Consider the following 21,093-nt stretch of genomic DNA (forward strand, 5'->3'; position numbering starts at 1 on the left):
AAAGGGATTTTTTAAGTTTATAAATAACATTTACTAGTTAAGTATTATTTACCTGTTATAAATTTTGGTTTTATGACTAACATTAACCACGCCCAATTTTGAGTGTTTGAAGCATTACTTTCTGTAATACCTTTTAACTCATACATACCATCAGATGCAAACATTTGAGAGTACCCTGCAACTAATGAAAACCCGTTAAATTTTTTCTTGTAGACTAAATCTATTTCAGTTCCTAAAGATTTCTCTCCGCTTGCCAAAGCCTGTTCTCCACTAAAATTTAAAACTTTCGCCATTAAACTTGAAGATTTATTCAATTTAATGTTTGCACTTGCATGAATGTCTATTAAACCAATAGTATTTATATGATTGGCAACATAAAAATAATCCATAAAACCATTAAACTTATGATTTGTACCAAAAGTTGGTAAAAAGGCTTCCGTTTTATCTGATGTAGTAGCATCATCACCACTAATTAATTCTATACCTGCACCAAAACTAACTTTATCTGTAGCCTTGTAATTTGCATCTAAACCTAAAAGATAAGCGCCTCCAACATCTGTACTTCCATTAAAAAATGTACCCGTTTGCAGAAAAGCATTACCTGCTAAACCAAATTTACCTTTCTTATAATTTAAATGAGTACCCGCTGTAATTAAGCTATTTACACCATCTGCATTTCCATTTAAATCATAATTTTGATGCCCATAATTTACTAGTAAAAGACTTGCATTAAATCCTTCCCAAGTTTTCTTTGCATACAAATGTTGCATAGATTTGTATTGAAATGGGTTGTTTGCAGGGTATGCTGTACCTACGTTTTGAAAACCAAATAATGGCCCTCCGGCGCCATCTAAATCTTGATTGAAAGCCAAACCTAAATCTAACATAAAGTTTTCTGTTCTATATTGAAACATCGCTAAATCGTGATTTCTACCTTGTTGTGCCCAATCTAGACCACCAAAAAAACGCTGATCGTCATAAGATAGTACCTGTCGTCCTAATTTAATGCCTGAATTATCTGTAAGTTTTAAACTTGCCCAAGCTTCAAAAACAGCAAAAGAATTGTTAGAATCTACAGGTATTATTTGCGGATTCTCTCCCCAAACTAAAAGGTCTTGGATGCTCAAATAAACTTTAAAAGCTTCTGTTTGATAACCAGCATTTAACCTTACTCTTGTATTGGTTGCAAAACCTGCATTTGCAGCATCTGGTATTAAAGACTGGTAACCGTTTCTGTATTCTGTTCTTGGTCTAAATTGCCCATCTAGAGTAAATTGTGCTGTTGCGAATTGAAAACACGCTAACATCAGTACTAAAATTAAGTAATGTTTTTTCATGTTGTTTAGTTTTTATTTTCTGTGATTTGTTGAATTATTATGTTTAATTTTTACCTGTTTACGTCTAAGGAATATGAAATTGCAACGTTTCATAATCCTAAGTTTTAAGTTCTAAAGATTTTTTATTTTGTTTATTTAGTGTTCTAAAAAGTCGATTAAATGTTTTCGATATGTATAGTAATTATCATGTTCTAGTACCGATTTTCTTGTTCGGGTCTTTTAAAATCAATATCTAAAACATCGCCAATCTTTGCTCTTGGCCCGCTAGTCATCATTACTACTCTATCGGCTAAAAATATTGCTTCATCAACATCATGAGTAATCATTACCGCTGTAATTTTTTCTTTGTTCCAGATTTCAATCAAGATATCTTGTAATTCTCCTCTTGTTAAAGAGTCTAACATTCCAAAAGGTTCATCTAGCAATAATACTTTTGGTTTTATGGCAAAAGCTCTTGCAATTCCCACACGTTGTTGCATCCCTTGAGATAATTCTGATGCTTTTTTATGAAACGCATCTTCTAAACCTACTTTTTGCAGATAATATTTGGCAATATCTGTTCTTTGTGCTTTGGTTCCGTGCGGAAAAACCTGCTTTACACCTAATAATACATTTTGTAAAGAAGTCATCCAAGGCATTAAACTTGGCGCTTGAAAAATAACACCTCTATCTGGACCAGGACCTTTAATTGGTTTTCCTAAAACAGCTATATCTCCACCGTAAATAGGGTTTAAACCAGCAATCATAGATAACATTGTTGTTTTTCCACAACCGTAATGCCCAATAATAGTAACAAATTCTTCTTTCATTATTTGAAGGTTTAGGTGTTCTAAAACCACATAATCTCCTTTTGGAGTTGGATATACTTTTTTTAAATCTTTTAAATCTAACATTACATTAGATGTATTTGTGATGTTTTTTTTATCCTCTTTTAAAATTATTTGTGCGCTCATCTTTTATTATTTTAAGAATAAGAAACAAAACTTTTTGGCTCTAATTCTGGTAATATAATTTGTTGCTTTGCTTCTGCTTTTCGAGCATCACCAATATCCATTAGATATTCAATAATTGCATTTCTAGTTTTTTTAAAACTTTCACTATCATTCATTGCAGTTTTATCTCTCGGACGATCTAAATCAATCTTAAACTCTGGTCCTAAAGTTGCATTTGGTCCAGGATGTAAAGGAATAATTCTATCTGCCATATAAATTCCCTCATCAACATCATTAGTAATTAGTAAAGCTGTACGTTTGTCTTTTTCCCAAATGTTTAAGATTTGATCTTGTAAATTACCTCTAGTTAAAGCATCTAAAGCCCCAAGAGGTTCATCCATAATAATCATATCTGGTTTCATAGCTAAAGCTCTAGCAACTGCTACTCTTTGACGCATTCCGCCTGATAATTCTTTTGGTAATTTATTAATAGCTGGCGTTAAACTTACCATCTCTATATAATATGCAGCTTTACGTTTCCGGACTGATTTATCTCGTTTTGGGAACGCCGCTTTTACAGCCATTATTACGTTTTGCTCTACTGTTAACCAAGGCAATAACGAGTAATTTTGAAAGATTACACCTCTTTCGTGACTTGTACCTTTTACCGGTTCTCCTTTAAATAAAAGAGATCCACTTGTTGGTTCTAGCAAACCATTTATTAAGTTTACCAACGTTGTTTTTCCGCTTCCGGTAAAACCAACAATAGCAACAAATTCTCCTTCTTCTATCTTTAGATTTATGTTAGACAATACCTGTGTTTCATTGTCTCCTTTACCGTAAGATTTATAAATATTTTTAAGCTCTAAATATGCCATTTCTTTAAATTTTATTTGGGCGTTACCTATAAGGTCGGGCTTTACGCTATATCTTTTTTATTTGTTCTCGAAACTTTTTGTTCATACTTCACAAAAAACTCGAACTAGCATAAAAAAGGATGCCGCTTCAATCCCTAACGCAATGGTTAAATCGATTTATATGGCATCTTGTTTATCAAAAGACACCCAATTTTGTATGGTTAACATTAATCTATCTAACAGAAAACCAATAATACCAATTGCAAACATGGCAACAATAATTTTGGCATTAGAGTCGTTTGCTCCGTTTTGAAATTCTTCCCAAACAAACAAACCTAAACCAGGACTTTGAGCCAATAATTCAATCGCAATTAAAACCATCCAAGCAACTGATAATGTTATCTTTAAACCTGTAAATATTAGTGGTAAAGAAGAGGGTAACACCACTTTAAATATTTTTTGAAACGTACCTAATTTTAAAACTTTTGCAACATTTATATAATCTTTATCAACTGTAGAAACACCCATTGCCGTATTTACTAAAGTTGCCCACATAGAACACAAACCAACACTAATAAATGAAATGGTAAATGAACTATCTTCTGTAGAACCTATTAATACAGTTTTTACAATCATAAAAACTAATAAATACCAAACTACCGGAGATACTGGTTTAAAAATTTGAATAAACCAATTAAATGCACTTTTTAATGTCGAACTTAAACCTATTAAAATACCCAAAGGAACAGCAATTAATAATGCTAAAAAGAAACCTGCAAAAACTGTTTGTAAACTTCTAAATATTTGATCTACAAAAGAAGGTCTACCCGTATACACAATGGCATCTTTACCCGCAGCAATTCTTGCTTTATTTAGAGCTGCAGTTTTTTCTATAAAGGCTGCTTTATCTGCACTAATAATATTATGATCTCTTAACAAAGATTGAAAAGATTCCCAAACCTGTGCAGGAGATGGTAATGTATTGGGTTGGCAACTAGATTCACCGAAGCAATACAAGCTGTTAATGCGTCTGCAGCTACTTTACCTTGATCTTCTAATGCTTTTTCGATTTTAAATTCGGCCTCGATACTAAATAATGTTTTGGCACCAATATGCCAAATCAAAATAAATAAAAATATAGAAGCAAGTGGCACTATTACTTTACGCAGAAACTTCTTTAGGTCTTCTTTTTCTAAATTTCCTGTAAATAAATTTCTTAAAGTCGTAAAAAAACCAAAACCTAAAAAGTGAGATACTTTTCCTAATGTTAAACTACTTGCTTTCATAATTTCTTATTTAATAATTTATGAGAATTACTTTTTGTCTTTATTTCCTATTTTAAAACTGTTGATGTATCCAATAGGATCCTTAGCATCATATGTTGTACCATCTATAAAGTCTGCTGTTGCTGGCTTGTAACCATCTGTTGCTGGAATATCTGTTGCTGGAATATTACCTTCTTCTACTAAAAGTGTTGCTGCTTTTTTCCGTGATATCCGGTCTGTAAATATCTTTTATAGTTGATGTGTACCAGTCTGCAGATTTAGCATCAGGAATTTGTCCCCATCTTCTCATTTGCGTTAAAAACCAAATTCCATCAGAATAAAAAGGATAGGTTGCATTGTATTTATAGAATACATTAAAGTCTTCCATTTCTCTTTTATCACCTTTTTCAAACTCGAAAGTACCTGTCATAGAATTTGCTAAAACAGCTTCGGTGCACCAACATATTGAGACATTGATAAAATTTTTACAGCTTCCTTTCTGTTTTCTGGTTTATCTAACCATTTACCTGCTCTAATTAATGCTTTAGTTACTGCAATAGCTGTATTTGGATTTTCTTTTACAAATTTCTCTGTCATAACAAATACTTTCTCTCGGGTTATTTTTCCGAGATATCATAGTTTGTTACCACAGGAACACCAATTCCTTTAAATACAGCTTGCTGATTCCATGGTTCACCTACACAATATCCATAAATTGTACCTGCTTCTAATGTTGCTGGCATTTGTGGTGGTGGCGTTACAGATAGTAAAACCTCTGCATCAATTTGTCCTTGTACATTTTCTTTGGTGTACATTCCTGGGTGAATTCCAGCTGCAGCTAACCAATATCTAATTTCGTAATTGTGTGTAGATACAGGAAATACCATTCCCATTTTAAATGCTTTTCCGTAGTTTTTGTATTCTGTAATAACTGGTTTTAAAGCATCTGCTTTAATTGGATGAATTGGTTTTCCAGCACCATCTTTTGGTACATTTGGTTTCATTTTAGACCAAACATCATTAGAAACTGTAATTCCATTTCCGTTTAAATCCATAGAAAAAGGAGTTACTAATTTTGCTTGACGCCCAAAACCTGCACCTGCAGCAATTGGTTGACCTGCTAACATATGAGAACCATCTAATTGACCATCAATAACTCTATCTAAAACGTTTTTCCAGTTAGATTGTGCTTCTACAGAAACAAACAAACCTTCATCTTCAAAAAACCCTTTTTCTTTTGCAATCGCCGGAGGTGCCATATCTGTTAACTTGATAAACCCAAATGTTAATTGTGGTTTTTCAATATTTAATTGTTTTGTTTTTGATGTTGTTTGAACAGCTGTTGTTGCTTTTTTAGTTTCTTTACCACCACAAGCAACTAATAAAAGTGCTGTAGATAAAACTAAAGTTGATTTTTTAATTAGCGATTTCATTTTGTTAGATTTTAATAAATTAAGTATTAATACTTATTTTTTTAACAAATATATAAGTAGTATTCTTATAGAATTATGAAATAAAACATGTTAAAACATTTTTTTACCACATATTTAATCCTGTTATTTCGCAGTTTAAAATCACAAATAGTTAATAAACAATAACTTAAAAACAAAACACAAGTACTTATCTATACGTAATTTTAGATTTTTAATAGAAAAAGCCTTTTAAGATTTTAAACTTAAAAGGCTTTTATTAAAAATAATTAATTCTTATTTACAAATCTAAATAGTAGTTATGTTCACTAATTTCATTTTTAAGCGATTGTAGGTTATTTATGGCTATTTTTTTACCTTTTGTAATAATTAATCTCTCTTTTTTTAGAGCTGAAAATACACGTATTACTTGCTCTTCTGTTGTACCAGCATAATCTGCATATTCTTTTCTACTAAGAGGTAGATTTAGAAAACCTCTTAAATCACCAAATTTTCTATATATGTATAAAAGAGAATCTATAACTCGTTCTCTAACTGTCATTTGTGATATCGACTTAACTTTGTTTTCGCTTCTATTTAGTTCATTGGCATAAAACAACATCATCTCGTAAGAAAACTTGGGGTTTTCTAGTAAAATTTTCTGTAAATATTCTTTAGAAAAATAATAGAGTTCTGTGTCTTGAATAGCAATAGCTCCAATAGAATAATATTCTTGTGTGCCAAAACCACGATGACCAATAATTTCGCAAGATTTAGCAAATCGCACTATTTGTTCTCGGCCATTTATACCTGTTCTAAATACTTTTACAGTACCTTTTTTTATAAAAAACAAGCCATTTACAGGTGCTCCTTCAATAATAAATTGTTGACTTCTTTTGCATTTTATAATGGTGCTTTGAGAAGTATTATTGTCTAAAAATGTTTCGTTTATTTTATGAATTAAGCAATTTTTACTATTACATAAATTGCAAACCCTTGCATTTGTATTATTTTGTGGTGCATTGATATGTGAATTAAAGGCAATCATTTAGTTTTTTTCTAATACTCTTTTTCAAAACTAGTTTTTGGAGCTTCACAAAGTGAACAAAGGTAACTTTCGGTAAATTTTGAAATGGGGTATTTTTAGGAATATTCTGAGTAACGTCTCCATAAACTTTATTATAAACTGTAAAACAATCTTTGCATTGATGTACTTCTTCAACTAAAACTTCTTTCTTTACAATAGCTCTTTTTTCTTCTTCTTTTTCTGATCCTAATTGATCAAAATACAATTGACTCAACTCCATCAATAACCCCGGTAACTCTACCTTATCTACATCTTGTACATGGGTAATATATGCTCTAGTATTTGGGTCGAAGTTTTTTGCATACAATAAATTATAAGTATCTCTTGTTTGAAAATTACCTATTAATTCCGGTTGTTTATTTTTTTCGATTACGATAGAGGTAAAATAGTAAGATGATTTGTTGTAATCTGTAATTCCAAATGTTAATCCGTAGGTACTAATATCATTTTGATCAAAATTAGCAACCAAGTATTTTTTTAGGTTTAATGCTTCTTTGTTAGCTACTGGTAAATGCCAGTTTAACTCTAACATAGAGTGACGTACATTAATACCTCTTTTGCCAAGAAATTTTTCCCAAACTAATTTAGATTCTCTTGGTATACCTTTAACAATAAAAGATTTCCAGGGTGTGATAGATATTTTACCAATTTTATTATCAAGACACAACTCGCACATTTCCTTTAAAAAAGAAACATCATATTTATTATTTCTCCAATATAAACCCAACCAATATTTATCCAATCCTATTTTATTCATTCCCTCGAAATAAGGAAAAGGATAAAATGGAACTTCTAAAGGTTTATCTACCGTTCTATTATTAGTATCTACAGCATCTGTAACTAATTCAAAAATGGTATCAATATCTTCTGGTTCTTCTTTTAGCAAACTTTCTATTGCAGCTTCAATCTTAAACAAATCCCAACTATAAACTAAAGCAGGATACATTTTTGTAACACTCCATTCGGCAATCTAATATACAAATACCAATAATCTTCATGCTCTGAAGCTATAAAGTTAATATGACCAGTAAATAACGGAACCAGTCTTTGTTTTGGATCTGTAATGTTAATTTTTAATGTTGATTTCTCTTTAAATTGTTCTAATATATAAAGATAACGATCTCCTGTTAACCAAGATGTAGAAGGAAAAATATCTGCACAAACGTAAGAAGAGACCATATTTTCGACTCCTATCTCATCAAACTCTACAATTTGTAACTTATCAAACTTAAGTAAATCTTCTGGTTGTACTTTTTTAGGCAATAAAATATCTTGTCTAGAACCAAATGAAATCGTTTTACACCCTAAACTTTCTACAGATTCACATATATATTTTAGTTCTCCAGGAGTTAGTACTCCTCCTTTAACAATAACTCTGTTTAATTGTTTCATATGCTTACTTTTGAGTTATTTAAGATTTCTCTTATTTCTGTCTTACAGCTTCCACAACCTAAGCCTGCACCTGTTTTATTACACAATTCTGTAAAGTTTACACAACCTTTTGTTATAGCAGTTTCTAGGTTTCCGAACCCACTTGGCTACAAGAACATACAAGTTTACCTAAAACGGGTTCTGCATTAGAAGAACCTCTTAATAATGCATCTCGTTTGTCTGACAGTTCGATTTTACTTTCTATCATTGTTTTAAACTCTGCAAACTCATTCTTATCACCCATTAAAACTGCACCAATTAGTAAATCATCTTTTACAATACATTTTTTATAATAACGTTTAGAAATATCAGTAAAAATAATTTCTTCGTAACTGTTATCATTTTCTCGGAACGGTAATATTACCAATGCTACATAGGTTTAAGTCGTTAAATTTTAAAATATTCATTAACACAGATCCTTTATAAGATTCGCTAATATCCCCAGCAATAAAATTTGCTAAAATTCCGGCTTGTTCTTCAGCTGCCGATGTAATTCCAAATAACTGGTTTTTAAATTCTGCAATTTCTCCGATAGCAAAAATATCCGGATGAGAAGATTGTAGATGTTGATTTACCTTAACACCTCTACCACAAAGAATGCCACCGCTTTTTGCTATTTCTATATTTGGTCTTGTACCAATAGCATACACAATTGCGTTTGCTGTAATGTATTTTCCGCTTTTAAGGTTGATATTTAATTCACCTGTTTCTTCCTCATCAAAAACAGTACTTACCTCGTTATCAAAATAAATTTGGATTCCTCTTTCTTGCACATCTAGTGATAATAGTTTACTAGAAATTTTATCTAATTGGCGCTCCATTAATCTAGAAGCTCTTTGAACAATGGTAATTTTTACATTTTTGTGTTTCATAGCTGCTGCTAATTCTAAGCCTAACAAACCACCACCAACAATAACTACATGTTGTTCTTCCGGCGGTAGACCTGTGTCTTCTAAGTATTTCTTAAAATTATCTGCATCTATCTTGTTACGCATTGTAAAACGTCCGGGTAATTCTATTTGAACATCTTTTGGTATAAAAGCACTACTTCCTGTAGCTAAAATTAATTTATCGAACGTATGTTTTTTACCTTCAGAATCTGTAACAATTTTGTTATTCTTATCGATATTATTTATTAGTGTTTTTGGATGTAAATGAACGTTTAACTCAGATAATTCTGCATTTTTTATTTTTAATAATTGTTCCCAAGATAATTCTTCTGTTACATATTCCGGCAATAAAACACGGTTGTAAAACAAGTTAGATTCCATAGAAAAAACATGAATTTCGTCTACGTCATTATAATCTCGATAATTTTGTAAAAAGCGAAATGCAGCGGCACCTGCACCCGCAATTATAATTTTTTCTTTAGGTTTTTTATATTTAGATACAGCAACTGTTGTGAATTTAAAATCGGGCTCTTTAGATATTGGATCTAAATGCGTGTTGGTTAAATTGTTTGCTCTATTTAAATTACTTTGCAAAACTTTACCCCAATGCATTGGTAAAAAAACAACACCTTCTTTAATTACATCTGTAACTTTTGCACGAACCCTTACAACACCGTTTGCACTTTTAATTTCAGTAATATCACCATCTTTTATGTTATTTAAATAAGCATCTACAGGATTTATTTCTAAAACTGGTTTTGGATAATGTGTTTTTAAACGAGATACTTTTCCTGTTTTTGTCATGGTATGCCACTGATCTCTAATACGACCAGTGGTTAAGATTAAAGGAAATTCATCTGAAGTTTCTATTGCTGTATTTTGTATTGATGAAGGCACATTAAAAATGGCTTTTTGAGAAGGTGTATAAAATTTCTTATCTTCAAAAAGGCGAGGAGTTCCTTTACTTCTGTATTTATTTACTGGCCATTGAAAAGTTCCTTCTAACTTTAATCTCTCGTAATTTAAAAATGAAACATCAATTTTAGTACCTTTAGTCATAGCAGTATATTCATCATAAATTTCTTCTGTGCTATTATAATTAAAACCCCTAAACCCCATTCTTTGTGCAAAATCACAAAAAATTTCTACATCTGGTCTTGCTTCTCCTGGCGCATCTATTTCTTTTGGCAAATAAGATATTCTACGTTCAGAATTGGTCATAGTTCCTTCTTTTTCTAACCAACCAGCTGCAGGTAAAACTAAATCTGCATAAGCTACAGTATCAGATTTATGTGATATTTCTTGCACGACTACAAACTTAGATTTTGCCATCGCTTTCTCAATTCTATGAGAATTTGGTAAACTTACTAACGGATTTGTACAAGCTATCCAAATTGCTTTTAATTTACCACTTTCTAAAGCATCAAACATTTCTGTGGCTGTTAGCCCTGGTTTAGCAGATATTTTATCAACACCCCAAAACTGAGCAACTTCTGCTCTATGTTCTTCATTATTTAAATCTTTGTGAACAGCCAATAAATTTGCCATTCCACCAACTTCACGACCACCCATTGCGTTAGGTTGCCCTGTTAATGAAAAAGGCCCTGAACCTGGTTTACCAACATGCCCTGTAATTAAAGATAAATTTAGCAGAGAAGTATTTTTATCTGTACCTATTACACTTTGATTTAAACCCATTGCCCACATACTTATAAAACCCTTTGAAAGCCCTATAATTTCTGCTGCTTTTTCGATATCGTCTTCTAGAACCCCACATATTTTAGAAGCTTTTTTAAGACTCGTTTCTAAAATAACTTTCTTATAATCTTGAAAACCTTGAGTGTAATTTTTAATAAAATCCTCATCAATTAAACCCCTTTTATATAGACGCCTTCCAATGGCATTATATAAAACGATATCGGTTCCTGGTTTTAATTGTAAATGTAAATCTGCAAAGTTTGCTGTATCTGTTTTCCTTGGATCTATTACAATAATTTTTACATTCGGATTTTTCTCTTTATGCTGCTCTATCCTTCTAAATAAAATTGGGTGACACCAAGCAGGATTTGCTCCTGTAATTAAAAAACAATCTGCCAACTCGATATCTGCATAAGAAATAGGCACACTATCTTCGCCAAATGTTTTCTTATAGCCAACAACAGCAGAACTCATACATAAACGTGAGTTTGTATCTATATTATTTGTACCTAAAAATCCTTTTGTAAGCTTATTTGCAATGTAATATTCTTCTGTTAAACTCGGCCGAAACATAGAATGCAACAGAGTCTGGACCGTGCTTTTTTATGACAGATTTAAAAACGCTTGCAGCCCTATCTAATGCATCATTCCATGAAACACGTTCTTTTGGATGAGATCGAGACCAACGCATTTCGGATATAAAATTCTATCTGAAGTATCATTGGCTACATAATGCAAGTTCATTCCTTTAGAACATAACATTCCTTTATTAACCGGATGTTCTTTATCTCCTTCAACAAAAATCTTGTTATTAATATCCTTTTTTACAACAATTCCACATCCTACTCCGCAGTATGAACAAGTTGTTTTTATTTCTTTTTTCATCATTTTAGACCAAGATTTTATACTAAATACGACATTAAAACTCTAGAAACCTAAGATTGATTTTATTATTCTGATTTTCTTAAAAAAGAATATCTTGAATTTATAAATCAATAAAAAAGAGTATAAATTTTAACTTTTTACATTTATAGGAATTAACTGAGGTATTATTTCTTCTGTATATTTTTTACTTTCTAGCTGTTCTTCTTCTTTAGAAAATTTAATAGATAATGCAACCAAACCTGTTAAAACAACAATAACACCAATTATTAAATAACCACTTGAAACTGCACTAGATGAAGCGATTGATTGCGCGTTCTTTATAACCTCTGCACCCAAACCTTCGTTAGCCGTAATTGCAGCTTTTTCTGCAAATGAAGATTTGGTTTTTAATAATATTGCAGCTAAAAATGCGCCTACATTTCCACCAGCACCCACAATACCAGACACAGCACCAATAGCTTTTTTGTTTATAAACGGCACTACAGAAAAGGTTGCTCCTTCTGCCATTTGAACACTTAAACTAAACATTATTAAAAAAACAACACCTACTATTAAGCTTGTTGCTCCGGAAAAAGAAATTAGCACAATTCCTTGAAGTGTTAAAATAAACGACAAAAACAAAACACGACCTCTTAAACCTCTTAGTTTCCCGAATTTATCTCCAAAAAAACCTCCTAATGTTACGGCAAAAATATTCATCAAAGCAAATGAAAGCACTAAATTACCAGCAGTTACTCTTTCTAATTGAAAAGTATTTTGCAAATAATCGTCCATAGTACCATAAACCGTTAATTCTATACCAAAACTAGCAGCATAAACTATAAATAAAATCCAAACTCTGTAATCTTTTAAAACTTCTAAAAAACCTATTTGATCTTTTTTAGTTATCACCATTTCTCCAGCAGCTTTTAAATCGCTATAATTTCCTTTAGGAGTATCTTTTGTGAAAAAGAAATAAATAATACCCATACAAAAACAAATAACACCAGCAATTATCATAGAATACCTCCAAGCTTCTGCTTCTGCAACACCAAGGCTTACAACCGCTGCTGCTATTAAAGGCATTCCTAGTCTGTTTGCTCCTCCTCCTAAATTACCCCAACCTGCAGAAGTAGCATTTGCTGTACCAACAATATTTGGCGCAAACATTAAAGATGTATGCACTTGTGTAATTACAAAAGATGCACCAATAAAACCTATAAATAACCTACAAATTAAAAACTGTGTTGGTGTTTGTACTAATCCGCAAAGAACTACAGGAATAGCACCCAACATTAATAAGTATGTATAGCAATATCTAGGACCGTATTTATCACATAACTTACCAATTAGTAAACGTGCAAAAACAGTTCCTGAAACTGCCAAAATAATTGAATTCCATTTTTGATCTGGAGTTAAGCCTAAGTCTTTAACAACATCTGGCATAAAAGGCACAATGCCAAACCATGCAAAAAAGCACATAAAAAATGATATGGAAGTAATCCAAAATGTTCTAGTAGAAACATTTTTAAAATCTAATAAACTTAATTTTGTTGATTTTTCTTGTGCTAAAATTGGCATGATACATATATTTACCCCACAAAACTAAGTATAAATACTTAATTTTAATGATAATTATACGTATATTTTAATTATTAGTAATTTAATAATTACACAAGAATGATTTTAAGAAAAATGTAAAATTTATATTAAAAAAACGATTGTAATATAAAAAGATGTCTAAAGAATTTATATTAATTGATATTCTTTAGCCTTAGCTGTAAGCTCCATTAAATTTTTAACCTCTAATTTTTTCATTAGATTAAAACGATGCACCTCTGCTGTTCTTTTGCTAATTTTAAGTTCTTCTGCAATATCTTTATTATTTTTTAACTCTAAAACCAAACTAAGTATTTGCTTTTCTCTTTTGGTTAACTTAAAAGGAAGTTCTTTTTGCATTTTTGTTTCTACTGCAGCACTCGTGTTTCCATTAACAAAATTATTCATAATAATAGAAGATACATCACCAGTAAAATATTTACCACCAGCTGCAATTTTTGTTAGCGCTTTTAAAAACTCCTCTTTACTTGCTCCTTTTAACAAATAACCATCGGCGCCAGCTTGTATAGATTTTACCACATACTCTTCAGAATCATGCATAGATAAAACTAATGTTTTAATTTCTTTATGGTTTTTGCTTATTTCTGCAACCACCTCTATACCATTCATTTCCGGCATTCGAATATCTACGATTAAAATATCTGGTTTATTAGTAGAAATTATACGTATTACTTCTTTACCATCAGAAGCCTCGTCAATAACAGTAATACCCGTTTCATCTTCTAATAATGCTTTAATACCATTTCTTACTAAAACATGGTCATCTGCCAAAACTACATTTATCATACCTAACTTTTTAGACCAACAAAAATACTATTTTTACGTAAAAATACGTACATCTAAATAGGTATATTTAACGTAATTCTTGTACCTTCATTTGGCTGAGAAGAAATAAAAAGTCTACCATCTATATACTTTATACGCTCTTTCATAAAGGTCATTCCCATTCCGCCATCTCCATCTTTAACTTTCTTAATCTTATTAGGCTCAAAACCTTTACCATCATCATCAATAACAATACTAAGTATTTTATTGCTATGCGACATTGTTACTAAAATATAAGATGATGCTGCATATTTTATCGCATTATTTACAGCTTCTTGTACAATTCTATAAAGATTTATTTCTGTTAAAGAATCTAACCTTAAATTAAAATCTGTCTTATTAAGAAATAAAATTTCTTTACCGGTTAACTTACTTAACTCTCTTGTTAGCTTGGTTATTGCTGGCACAATACCGTGGTCTGAAAGTTCTGGAGGTGTTAAATTAAAAGTGGCTGTTCTTACTCCTTTTATAATACTTGTAGTTAACAACTTAAGGTTTTCAATTTTCTCTCTAGACTTTTCAATATTATCTAAATTGATACTTTCTAAATTATATTTAAGACCAGTTAGCATTTGCCCAATGCCATCATGCACATCTTTTGCAATTCTATTTTGTTCTTTTTCTTGGTTCTCTATAATTTTACTTGAAATTATTTTTTGTTGATTCATTTTCTCATCAAAACTATCTTGCCAAAGTCTATCAATTTCTAATTGCGCTGCTTTTCGTTTTGTAATTTCTGAACCTATTATCAATAATTCTGATTTATCATCACTAACTCTATAAGGTATTATCGACATTTCTAACCAAACATCTTGATTGTCTTTTGTTGTTGCTTTAACCTCTCCTTGCCAACCCGTTTTGTTATGCTTATTAATTAAATCTTCTATATTTTGTTGTTCATTTTCATTGGTACTTAAAAATTTCCAAAACAAGATATCTTTCTTAAATCTTGATAGTTTAAACAATCTAGAAAACTTATTTCCAACATGAATAATATTGCCAAATTGAGATATTCGAGCAAACAAAAGAGTCTCATCCATCGCATGACTTAAAGCTCTTAATTCTTTTATTGACTTTTCTTTAGCAATACTTAATTGATCTGCTTCAAAAGCCATTCTTTTCGCTTTTTTTCTGCTGATAAAAGTTCTGACAAAATAGATTTAACGGATTTTGCAGTCGGCCAAAAAATAAATAAAAACTCGACTAAAAGAATTAACAAAGTTAATATCATCAAAAAAACTCGAACTTTCTTAACCAAGTAACTTTTATATCTGCTTCTTTATCATATTGATTTACAATATCATCCATAATCAATAAAAAATCACTTTCTTTCTTTGTAACTTTACTTATATCTACAGTTAATTCTTCAATAGAAATTATTGGTGATTTTTCTAATTTGGTTATAATCGATTTAGCTACTTTTTGAATAGTATCAAAAATAGGATTAAGCACTAAAAACTTTTCTTTTATGACGGTGCTATTTTTGGCAGGAAGTCCTAAAGAATCACTTCCTTTCTGTAAAGCATTATGCGATAAACTCCATAAAGCTAGTGTTTTTTTTATTTTGCTCTTAAGTTCTTTTCGTTTTTTTCTTCTAAAGAAACAGACAAAGAAACAATTTCTTTTGTTAGCTTTTGACTTAACATTCTTTGCCTACCAGCAACGTTTATAACTGTAGAATCACTTTCTTGATTATTTAAATGATCTCTTACAAAAAACTGACTTATAATTACAGAAAGAGCAATAGTACTTAATGCAATAATATATAAACGGCTTAGTTTAGAAAACGTACGCTGATCTAAAGAGTTTCCGCTATTTTTCATTGCAAAAATATCTATGAAATAGCTTTTTTAACCAAATTAAGACCTTTATCAGAAAAAGATAATTGCAACGCAGCTTCTCTACCTTTATCAGACATTTTTATCCAAGTTTTTTGTAAAATGTCAATTACTTTTTCATCGGAATGTTTTACGGCAAATTCATCAAAATAATAATCTAAAAAAACCAAACATATCACGTCTTCAATAGTTTGAGATTCATCATTCTTTTTAATCATTTTTTTAAGAATAATCTTTTCTACACGATTTATAAACTGCTCATCAAAACCTACTTTTTGTAAAATATCTACTGTAGTTTTTGCATGCATTTTTTTTAATGTTTCTCGCCATTTTAAATAACCAATCCTATCCATTGGAAATTCATTTCGTGGAATTATCCATCTACATATATGTTGTGCTCTAGCTGCTATTTGCAATGCTTTTGATGCATTAGAGTCGAATTGAAGAAGCTTTCTAGACATTCTTTGAGAATACAATAATTCTTTTGGGTAATCTAAACCAGAAACAGTATAAATATTAGGATCTTCTGCATTTTTTTTATCTATTAAGGCGATCGCAGTCTCAAATTTTGTTGGCTTCATTTTTTTCTTTTATTCTTGAAAGCCAATATACACATTTTCTGCCTCAATTTTTACAGGATACGTGGCAATAGCCTCTAAGTCTCCGTTTAAATTTTCTCCATTTTCTAAAGAAAATGTTTTTTTATGCAGTGGGCAAGCTACTTTTGGCAAGCCTTTATCATCACCAATCATACCTCTACTTAATACCATTTCCATTTTATGCGGACAAACATTTTGGCAAGCATACCATTTGTTTATTCTAGCAAAATTAAAAACTGCAATTTGTTTATCTTTATACTTAACGCAAGCCCCACCATCTGTTGGAAAATCTTTTACAGAGGCTGCTTTAAACCAAATTTTAACATCTTTATCTAATACTGATTTATAATTGTCTACTATTTCTTGCATAATTGTTATTTATTTTGGCGTTACCTAAAGGTCGGGCTTTACACTATATCTTTTATGTTTGTTCTAGATACTTTTTGTTCATTTCTTCACAAAAAACTCGAACTGACACAAAAAAGGATGTCGTTTCAATCCCTAACGCAACTATTTACCAACCTTTAGCTAAACTGATGCTTTGTTTCTTTTAATACACTTACAATGTTTTTGTAACATTTTGCAAATTTTTAAACCCAAGGCTGTGGCATTTTTTGATCTCTTAAAGATACAAATGCTATGTTATCATCCTCTTCATCGCTATTTACAAAGTGGTTAAAACGTTTCATTACTTCGGGTCGTTTACAGCTTGTGTCCACTCACATTCAAACTTATTTACTAAGGTTTGCATTTCTGTTTCTAAATCTTGTGCAATACCCAATTTATCGTCTATAATTACTTCTTTTAAATAGTCTAAACCGCCTTCTAAACGTTCTTGCCAAGCAGCAGTTCTTTGCAAAGGTTTTGCAGTACGCATGTAAAACATTAAATATCTATCTAAATATTTTACAACAGTTTCATTATCTATTTGTTCTGCAAATAATTCTGCATGACGTGGGTTTGCACCACCATTTCCTCCTAAATACAAATTCCAACCACCTTCTACAGCAATTAACCCAAAATCTTTACCTCTTGCCTCTGCACACTCTCTAATGCAACCTGAAACACCACCTTTAATTTTATGAGGCGCTCTAATTCCTCTATATCTGTTTTCTAATTCTATACCAAAACTTACACTTTCTGCCATACCATATCTACACCAAGTAGAACCTACACAGGTTTTTACAGTTCTTAAAGATTTACCATAGGCATGCCCACTTTCAAATCCATGTGCTATTAATTCTTTCCAAATTAATGGCAACTGATTTAAGGTTGCCCCAAATAAATCTATTCTTACACCACCAGTTACTTTGGTATATAAATCGTACTTTTTGGCAATTTGCCCTAAAGCAATTAATTTATCTGGTGTAATTTCTCCTCCAGGAACTCTAGGTACTACAGAATAGGTTCCATTTCTTTGAATGTTTGCCAAAAAACGATCGTTAGAATCTTGTATGGCATATTCTTTATTGGCAGTATCTGCATGAATTGTTGCCATTAAAGAAGCTATTAAAGGTTTACACAATTCACAACCATGACCTCCATTACCATGATTATCTAAAACTTCATTAAAAGTAGTATAGCCTTTTACTTCTATAATTTTATATAAATCTTGTCTGTTAAAATCAAAATGTTCGCAAACTGTATCTTTTACCGTGATTCCTAAAGATTTAAGAGTGGCTGTGGTTAAATCTGCCACCATAGGCTTACAGCCTCCACAACCTGTACCTGCTTTTGTACAAGAAACTACGTCTGCTAAATCTTTAGCTTCTCCATTTTCTATAACCCCACAAATTTGACCTTTAGTTACACTTTCGCAAGAACAAACTTGAGCATCGTCTGGTAAATCCATGACATCTCCTAAAGTTGCACCACCATCTGTAGCCGGTAAAATTAATTGTGCTGGGTTTTCCGGAATTTTCATTCCGTTTAAGAAAATTTGATGCAACATGCTATAATCTGAAGCATCTCCAACCATTATTCCTCCTAACAAAGAAGTACCTTCTTTATTTACAATAATACTTTTATAAACACCTTCAAATGCATTTTCGTACACAATTTCCAATCCATCATTATCATTTAAAGCATCTCCAAAACTAGCTACATCTATACCACTTAATTTTAATTTTGTAGACATGTCTATTGCAGTTGGCATTGTTGCTTCTTTATCTCCTAAAATTTGAACTACAGCAATTTCTGCCATATCGTAACCAGGAGCCACCAAACCATAAATCATGCTATTTAATAAGGCACATTCTCCAATTGCAAAAATGGCTTCATCTGAGGTTCTCATATCATTAGATACTAGAATACCTCCTCTTTTACCTACTTCTAAATTGCAGGTTTTAGCCAATTCATCTCTTGGTCTAATTCCTGCTGAAACCAATAACATATCAAAAGGAACAGTTTCCTCTTCAGAAAATTGCATTCCTGTTATAAATTTGCCTCCTGTTAATTGTTGTGTAGCTTTGCTTAGTAAAATTTCAATACCTAATGCTTCTAGTTTTTTTGAAGTGATTTACTGGCATCATTATTTAATTGTCTTGGCATTAATCTAGGCGCAAATTCTACAACAGCAGTTTCCAAACCCATATCTACTAAAGCCTTTGCAGCTTCTAAACCCAATAAACCACCTCCTAAAATAGCTGCTTTTTTCTGTGTTCCTGTAGATTTTAATTTGGCTACATAATTCATAGTGGCCTCTAAATCTTCGATTGTTCTATACACAAAAACACCCTCTTTTTCTATGCCTTTTATGGGTGGCACAAATGCAGAAGATCCTGTTGCCAATACTAAATAATCGTAAGTATATTTAGTATCATCAGTAGTAGTTATTGTTTTAGAATTCCTGCTGATATCTGTAACTCTAGTATTTGTAATTAAATCGATATTATTTTCTTCATACCAAGCAAGTGGAGCCATTTCTAAGGCTTTAGCATCTTTGTTTTCAAAATATTCGCTTAAATGAACCCTGTCGTATGCAGGTCTTGGTTCTTCACCAAAAACAATAATTTTAAATTCTTTGTTTTGAGATTGGTTTACAAATTTTTCACAAAACTTATAACCAACCATACCATTTCCTACAACAATTATTGTTTTCATAATTACGTATTTTAAAAACAAAACTAAGTATTTATACTTAATTTATAAATGTAGAATATTAATTATTTCACATAAGTGATTAATTTTTATGATTATAGAGAAAAAAAGAAGTATAAATGAATATTTAACAAAATTGCATTACAATAAATATGAAAGCCATATTACCATAACGGTAATTGATAGTTTTATACAAGTTACTATGCGTATTTTAATTTTCTAATAACACGCAAAGTTTCTTTATATTTTATATAAGTAGATTTATTTTCTAAACTTTTAATATAGCTTTTAGCTTTTTTTAAATTTTCTTCAGCATCTAGAAAACCATGTAAATAACAAATTAAATAATTAGTTGGCAATCTTAAAACATCTTCGTGTTCTGTAACAGATAACCGTCTATTTTCTGATAATTTTCTAACAATTAAATTGCAATTATTATAAATATGTATCATAACTTTATTATTAAAAACAGGTGGTTCAAACAAAAAGTCATTTACAATATCGTGTCTGCCATTTTCTTTAAAATGAATTATTGTTTTTTCTAACGGATAATATTTTTCTTGCTTTTCTAATCCTAGAAAAATAAATTCTGTTATAATAAATGAATTATTATTATACGTAATTTTAACATCATCTAAAGCAGAGAAAAACAACTGAACTTGCTCGTTAATTAATTCTATATCTACTCTAGAATAGTAAATTTCGTTATTAATTACTTTTTTCTCCTGCCCAACAAAGCACAAATTGTTCATTAAAAACTTTGTATTGAGGATTGTATTTAGATTTGTGATTGTTTATAAAATCGAAAACTCCATTTAAAGTTAACTCAATATTATTACTTGCATTTTTTTCTATAGCTGCAACAACATCTTTGTTTCTATTCCTTAATTCGAAATTTTCGCCAAGAAAAGGCATCGAAATACTTCCACTTCGATAAAAAATGGTTCCTTTATTATATTTCCATGTTTTTTTTGATAGAGAAGCTATTAAGTTATTTGGATAAATTGTAACCAAACCAATAACTTTATGTCGTGGTAAACTAGGAAAACGAACATTTTCATATGCAATTTTTGGTGGATTTGTTACATAAGCATTTACAAGATTTTGTATTTTACTGTCATCAAAAAAATCTACACCTAAAATCTTATTTTCTTCATCTTCTACCCCAATAACAATGTAAGAATTATTAAAAGGATTCGAATTAGAAAGTGCACATATATGTTTTAAAAATTTCGCTTTCCCGTCTTTTCTATTTAAAGATAATCTTTGCTTTTTATCATAAAAACTATTCTCATCATTATGAGAAAGTAAGTTTTTAATTAAAAGGCGTTTGTTTATCATT

The 21,093-nt window shown here is 30.8% G+C and carries 14 protein-coding genes and 5 pseudogenes; all 19 read right to left on the minus strand.

Features of this window, described 5'->3' with window-relative positions:
* Window positions 1-44: 44 nt before the first annotated feature.
* The 19 genes and pseudogenes from ACZ1HD_RS17185 to ACZ1HD_RS17275 all read right to left on the minus strand — a co-directional run bounded on the left by ACZ1HD_RS17185 (window position 45) and on the right by ACZ1HD_RS17275 (window position 21,092).
* On the minus strand, window positions 45-1,337 hold the full coding sequence (locus tag ACZ1HD_RS17185) for an alginate export family protein (RefSeq protein WP_472688153.1): 1,293 nt from the start codon (window positions 1,335-1,337) through the stop codon (window positions 45-47).
* Between the two features lie 135 nt (window positions 1,338-1,472).
* Window positions 1,473-2,290 (minus strand): annotated as a pseudogene (locus ACZ1HD_RS17190) (ABC transporter ATP-binding protein).
* 11 nt (window positions 2,291-2,301) lie between these two features.
* The gene (locus ACZ1HD_RS17195; RefSeq protein ID WP_472688154.1) at window positions 2,302-3,147 is read right to left on the minus strand and encodes an ABC transporter ATP-binding protein; all 846 of its coding nucleotides are present in this window, start codon (window positions 3,145-3,147) and stop codon (window positions 2,302-2,304) included.
* Window positions 3,148-3,303: 156 nt separating this feature from the next.
* On the minus strand, window positions 3,304-4,143 hold the full coding sequence (locus tag ACZ1HD_RS17200) for an ABC transporter permease (protein ID WP_472688155.1): 840 nt from the start codon (window positions 4,141-4,143) through the stop codon (window positions 3,304-3,306).
* Entirely contained in the window at window positions 4,059-4,412 is a 354-nt protein-coding gene (locus ACZ1HD_RS17205; RefSeq protein WP_472688156.1) for a hypothetical protein, read from the minus strand. The genes ACZ1HD_RS17200 and ACZ1HD_RS17205 overlap by 85 nt, the downstream gene beginning before the upstream one ends.
* 27 nt (window positions 4,413-4,439) lie before the next feature.
* A pseudogene (locus tag ACZ1HD_RS17210) lies at window positions 4,440-5,824 on the minus strand (CmpA/NrtA family ABC transporter substrate-binding protein).
* A 277-nt stretch (window positions 5,825-6,101) separates the two neighbouring features.
* A complete protein-coding gene (locus ACZ1HD_RS17215; RefSeq protein ID WP_340931979.1) occupies window positions 6,102-6,848 on the minus strand; it encodes a Crp/Fnr family transcriptional regulator in 747 nt (248 codons plus the stop codon).
* Window positions 6,835-7,833, minus strand: coding sequence for a rubredoxin (locus ACZ1HD_RS17220; RefSeq protein WP_472688157.1), 999 nt, complete (start codon window positions 7,831-7,833; stop codon window positions 6,835-6,837). Before ACZ1HD_RS17220 ends, ACZ1HD_RS17215 begins: the two co-directional genes overlap by 14 nt.
* A complete protein-coding gene (locus ACZ1HD_RS17225) occupies window positions 7,818-8,279 on the minus strand; it encodes a hypothetical protein (RefSeq protein ID WP_472688158.1) in 462 nt (153 codons plus the stop codon). The genes ACZ1HD_RS17220 and ACZ1HD_RS17225 overlap by 16 nt, the downstream gene beginning before the upstream one ends.
* Window positions 8,276-11,794 (minus strand): annotated as a pseudogene (locus ACZ1HD_RS17230) (molybdopterin-dependent oxidoreductase). The gene ACZ1HD_RS17225 and the pseudogene ACZ1HD_RS17230 overlap by 4 nt, the downstream one beginning before the upstream one ends.
* 126 nt (window positions 11,795-11,920) lie before the next feature.
* Window positions 11,921-13,351, minus strand: a complete 1,431-nt coding sequence (locus tag ACZ1HD_RS17235; protein WP_472688159.1) for an MFS transporter — start codon at window positions 13,349-13,351, stop codon at window positions 11,921-11,923.
* Window positions 13,352-13,519: 168 nt separating this feature from the next.
* A complete protein-coding gene (locus tag ACZ1HD_RS17240; RefSeq protein WP_472688160.1) occupies window positions 13,520-14,176 on the minus strand; it encodes a response regulator in 657 nt (218 codons plus the stop codon).
* 53 nt (window positions 14,177-14,229) lie between these two features.
* Window positions 14,230-15,330: a sensor histidine kinase gene (locus ACZ1HD_RS17245; protein ID WP_472688161.1), complete on the minus strand. Its 1,101-nt coding sequence runs from the start codon at window positions 15,328-15,330 to the stop codon at window positions 14,230-14,232.
* A gap of 115 nt (window positions 15,331-15,445) precedes the next feature.
* Entirely contained in the window at window positions 15,446-15,667 is a 222-nt protein-coding gene (locus ACZ1HD_RS17250) for a hypothetical protein (RefSeq protein WP_472688162.1), read from the minus strand.
* Between the two features lie 107 nt (window positions 15,668-15,774).
* Entirely contained in the window at window positions 15,775-16,038 is a 264-nt protein-coding gene (locus tag ACZ1HD_RS17255) for a type IV pili methyl-accepting chemotaxis transducer N-terminal domain-containing protein (protein ID WP_472688163.1), read from the minus strand.
* 11 nt (window positions 16,039-16,049) lie between these two features.
* The gene (locus ACZ1HD_RS17260; RefSeq protein ID WP_472688164.1) at window positions 16,050-16,634 is read right to left on the minus strand and encodes a DUF4202 domain-containing protein; all 585 of its coding nucleotides are present in this window, start codon (window positions 16,632-16,634) and stop codon (window positions 16,050-16,052) included.
* A gap of 9 nt (window positions 16,635-16,643) precedes the next feature.
* On the minus strand, window positions 16,644-17,021 hold the full coding sequence (gene nirD, locus ACZ1HD_RS17265; RefSeq protein ID WP_340931968.1) for a nitrite reductase small subunit NirD: 378 nt from the start codon (window positions 17,019-17,021) through the stop codon (window positions 16,644-16,646).
* Window positions 17,022-17,242: 221 nt separating this feature from the next.
* A pseudogene (gene nirB / locus ACZ1HD_RS17270) lies at window positions 17,243-19,754 on the minus strand (nitrite reductase large subunit NirB).
* Between the two features lie 197 nt (window positions 19,755-19,951).
* Window positions 19,952-21,092: pseudogene (locus ACZ1HD_RS17275) on the minus strand (DUF5929 domain-containing protein).
* Between the last annotated feature and the right edge of the window lies 1 nt (window position 21,093).

Source organism: Polaribacter sp. HA6-7, assembly GCF_055693625.1.

Bases quoted from the DNA above. Each gene is read 5' to 3' on its own strand.
- ACZ1HD_RS17185 (WP_472688153.1), bottom strand. From the start codon at position 1,337: ATGAAAAAACATTACTTAATTTTAGTACTGATGTTAGCGTGTTTTCAA.
- ACZ1HD_RS17195 (WP_472688154.1), bottom strand. From the start codon at position 3,147: ATGGCATATTTAGAGCTTAAAAATATTTATAAATCTTACGGTAAAGGA.
- ACZ1HD_RS17205 (WP_472688156.1), bottom strand. From the start codon at position 4,412: ATGAAAGCAAGTAGTTTAACATTAGGAAAAGTATCTCACTTTTTAGGT.
- ACZ1HD_RS17215 (WP_340931979.1), bottom strand. From the start codon at position 6,848: ATGATTGCCTTTAATTCACATATCAATGCACCACAAAATAATACAAAT.
- ACZ1HD_RS17220 (WP_472688157.1), bottom strand. From the start codon at position 7,833: ATGTATCCTGCTTTAGTTTATAGTTGGGATTTGTTTAAGATTGAAGCT.
- ACZ1HD_RS17225 (WP_472688158.1), bottom strand. From the start codon at position 8,279: ATGAAACAATTAAACAGAGTTATTGTTAAAGGAGGAGTACTAACTCCT.
- ACZ1HD_RS17235 (WP_472688159.1), bottom strand. From the start codon at position 13,351: ATGCCAATTTTAGCACAAGAAAAATCAACAAAATTAAGTTTATTAGAT.
- ACZ1HD_RS17240 (WP_472688160.1), bottom strand. From the start codon at position 14,176: ATGATAAATGTAGTTTTGGCAGATGACCATGTTTTAGTAAGAAATGGT.
- ACZ1HD_RS17245 (WP_472688161.1), bottom strand. From the start codon at position 15,330: ATGGCTTTTGAAGCAGATCAATTAAGTATTGCTAAAGAAAAGTCAATA.
- ACZ1HD_RS17255 (WP_472688163.1), bottom strand. From the start codon at position 16,038: ATGAAAAATAGCGGAAACTCTTTAGATCAGCGTACGTTTTCTAAACTA.
- ACZ1HD_RS17260 (WP_472688164.1), bottom strand. From the start codon at position 16,634: ATGAAGCCAACAAAATTTGAGACTGCGATCGCCTTAATAGATAAAAAA.
- nirD (WP_340931968.1), bottom strand. From the start codon at position 17,021: ATGCAAGAAATAGTAGACAATTATAAATCAGTATTAGATAAAGATGTT.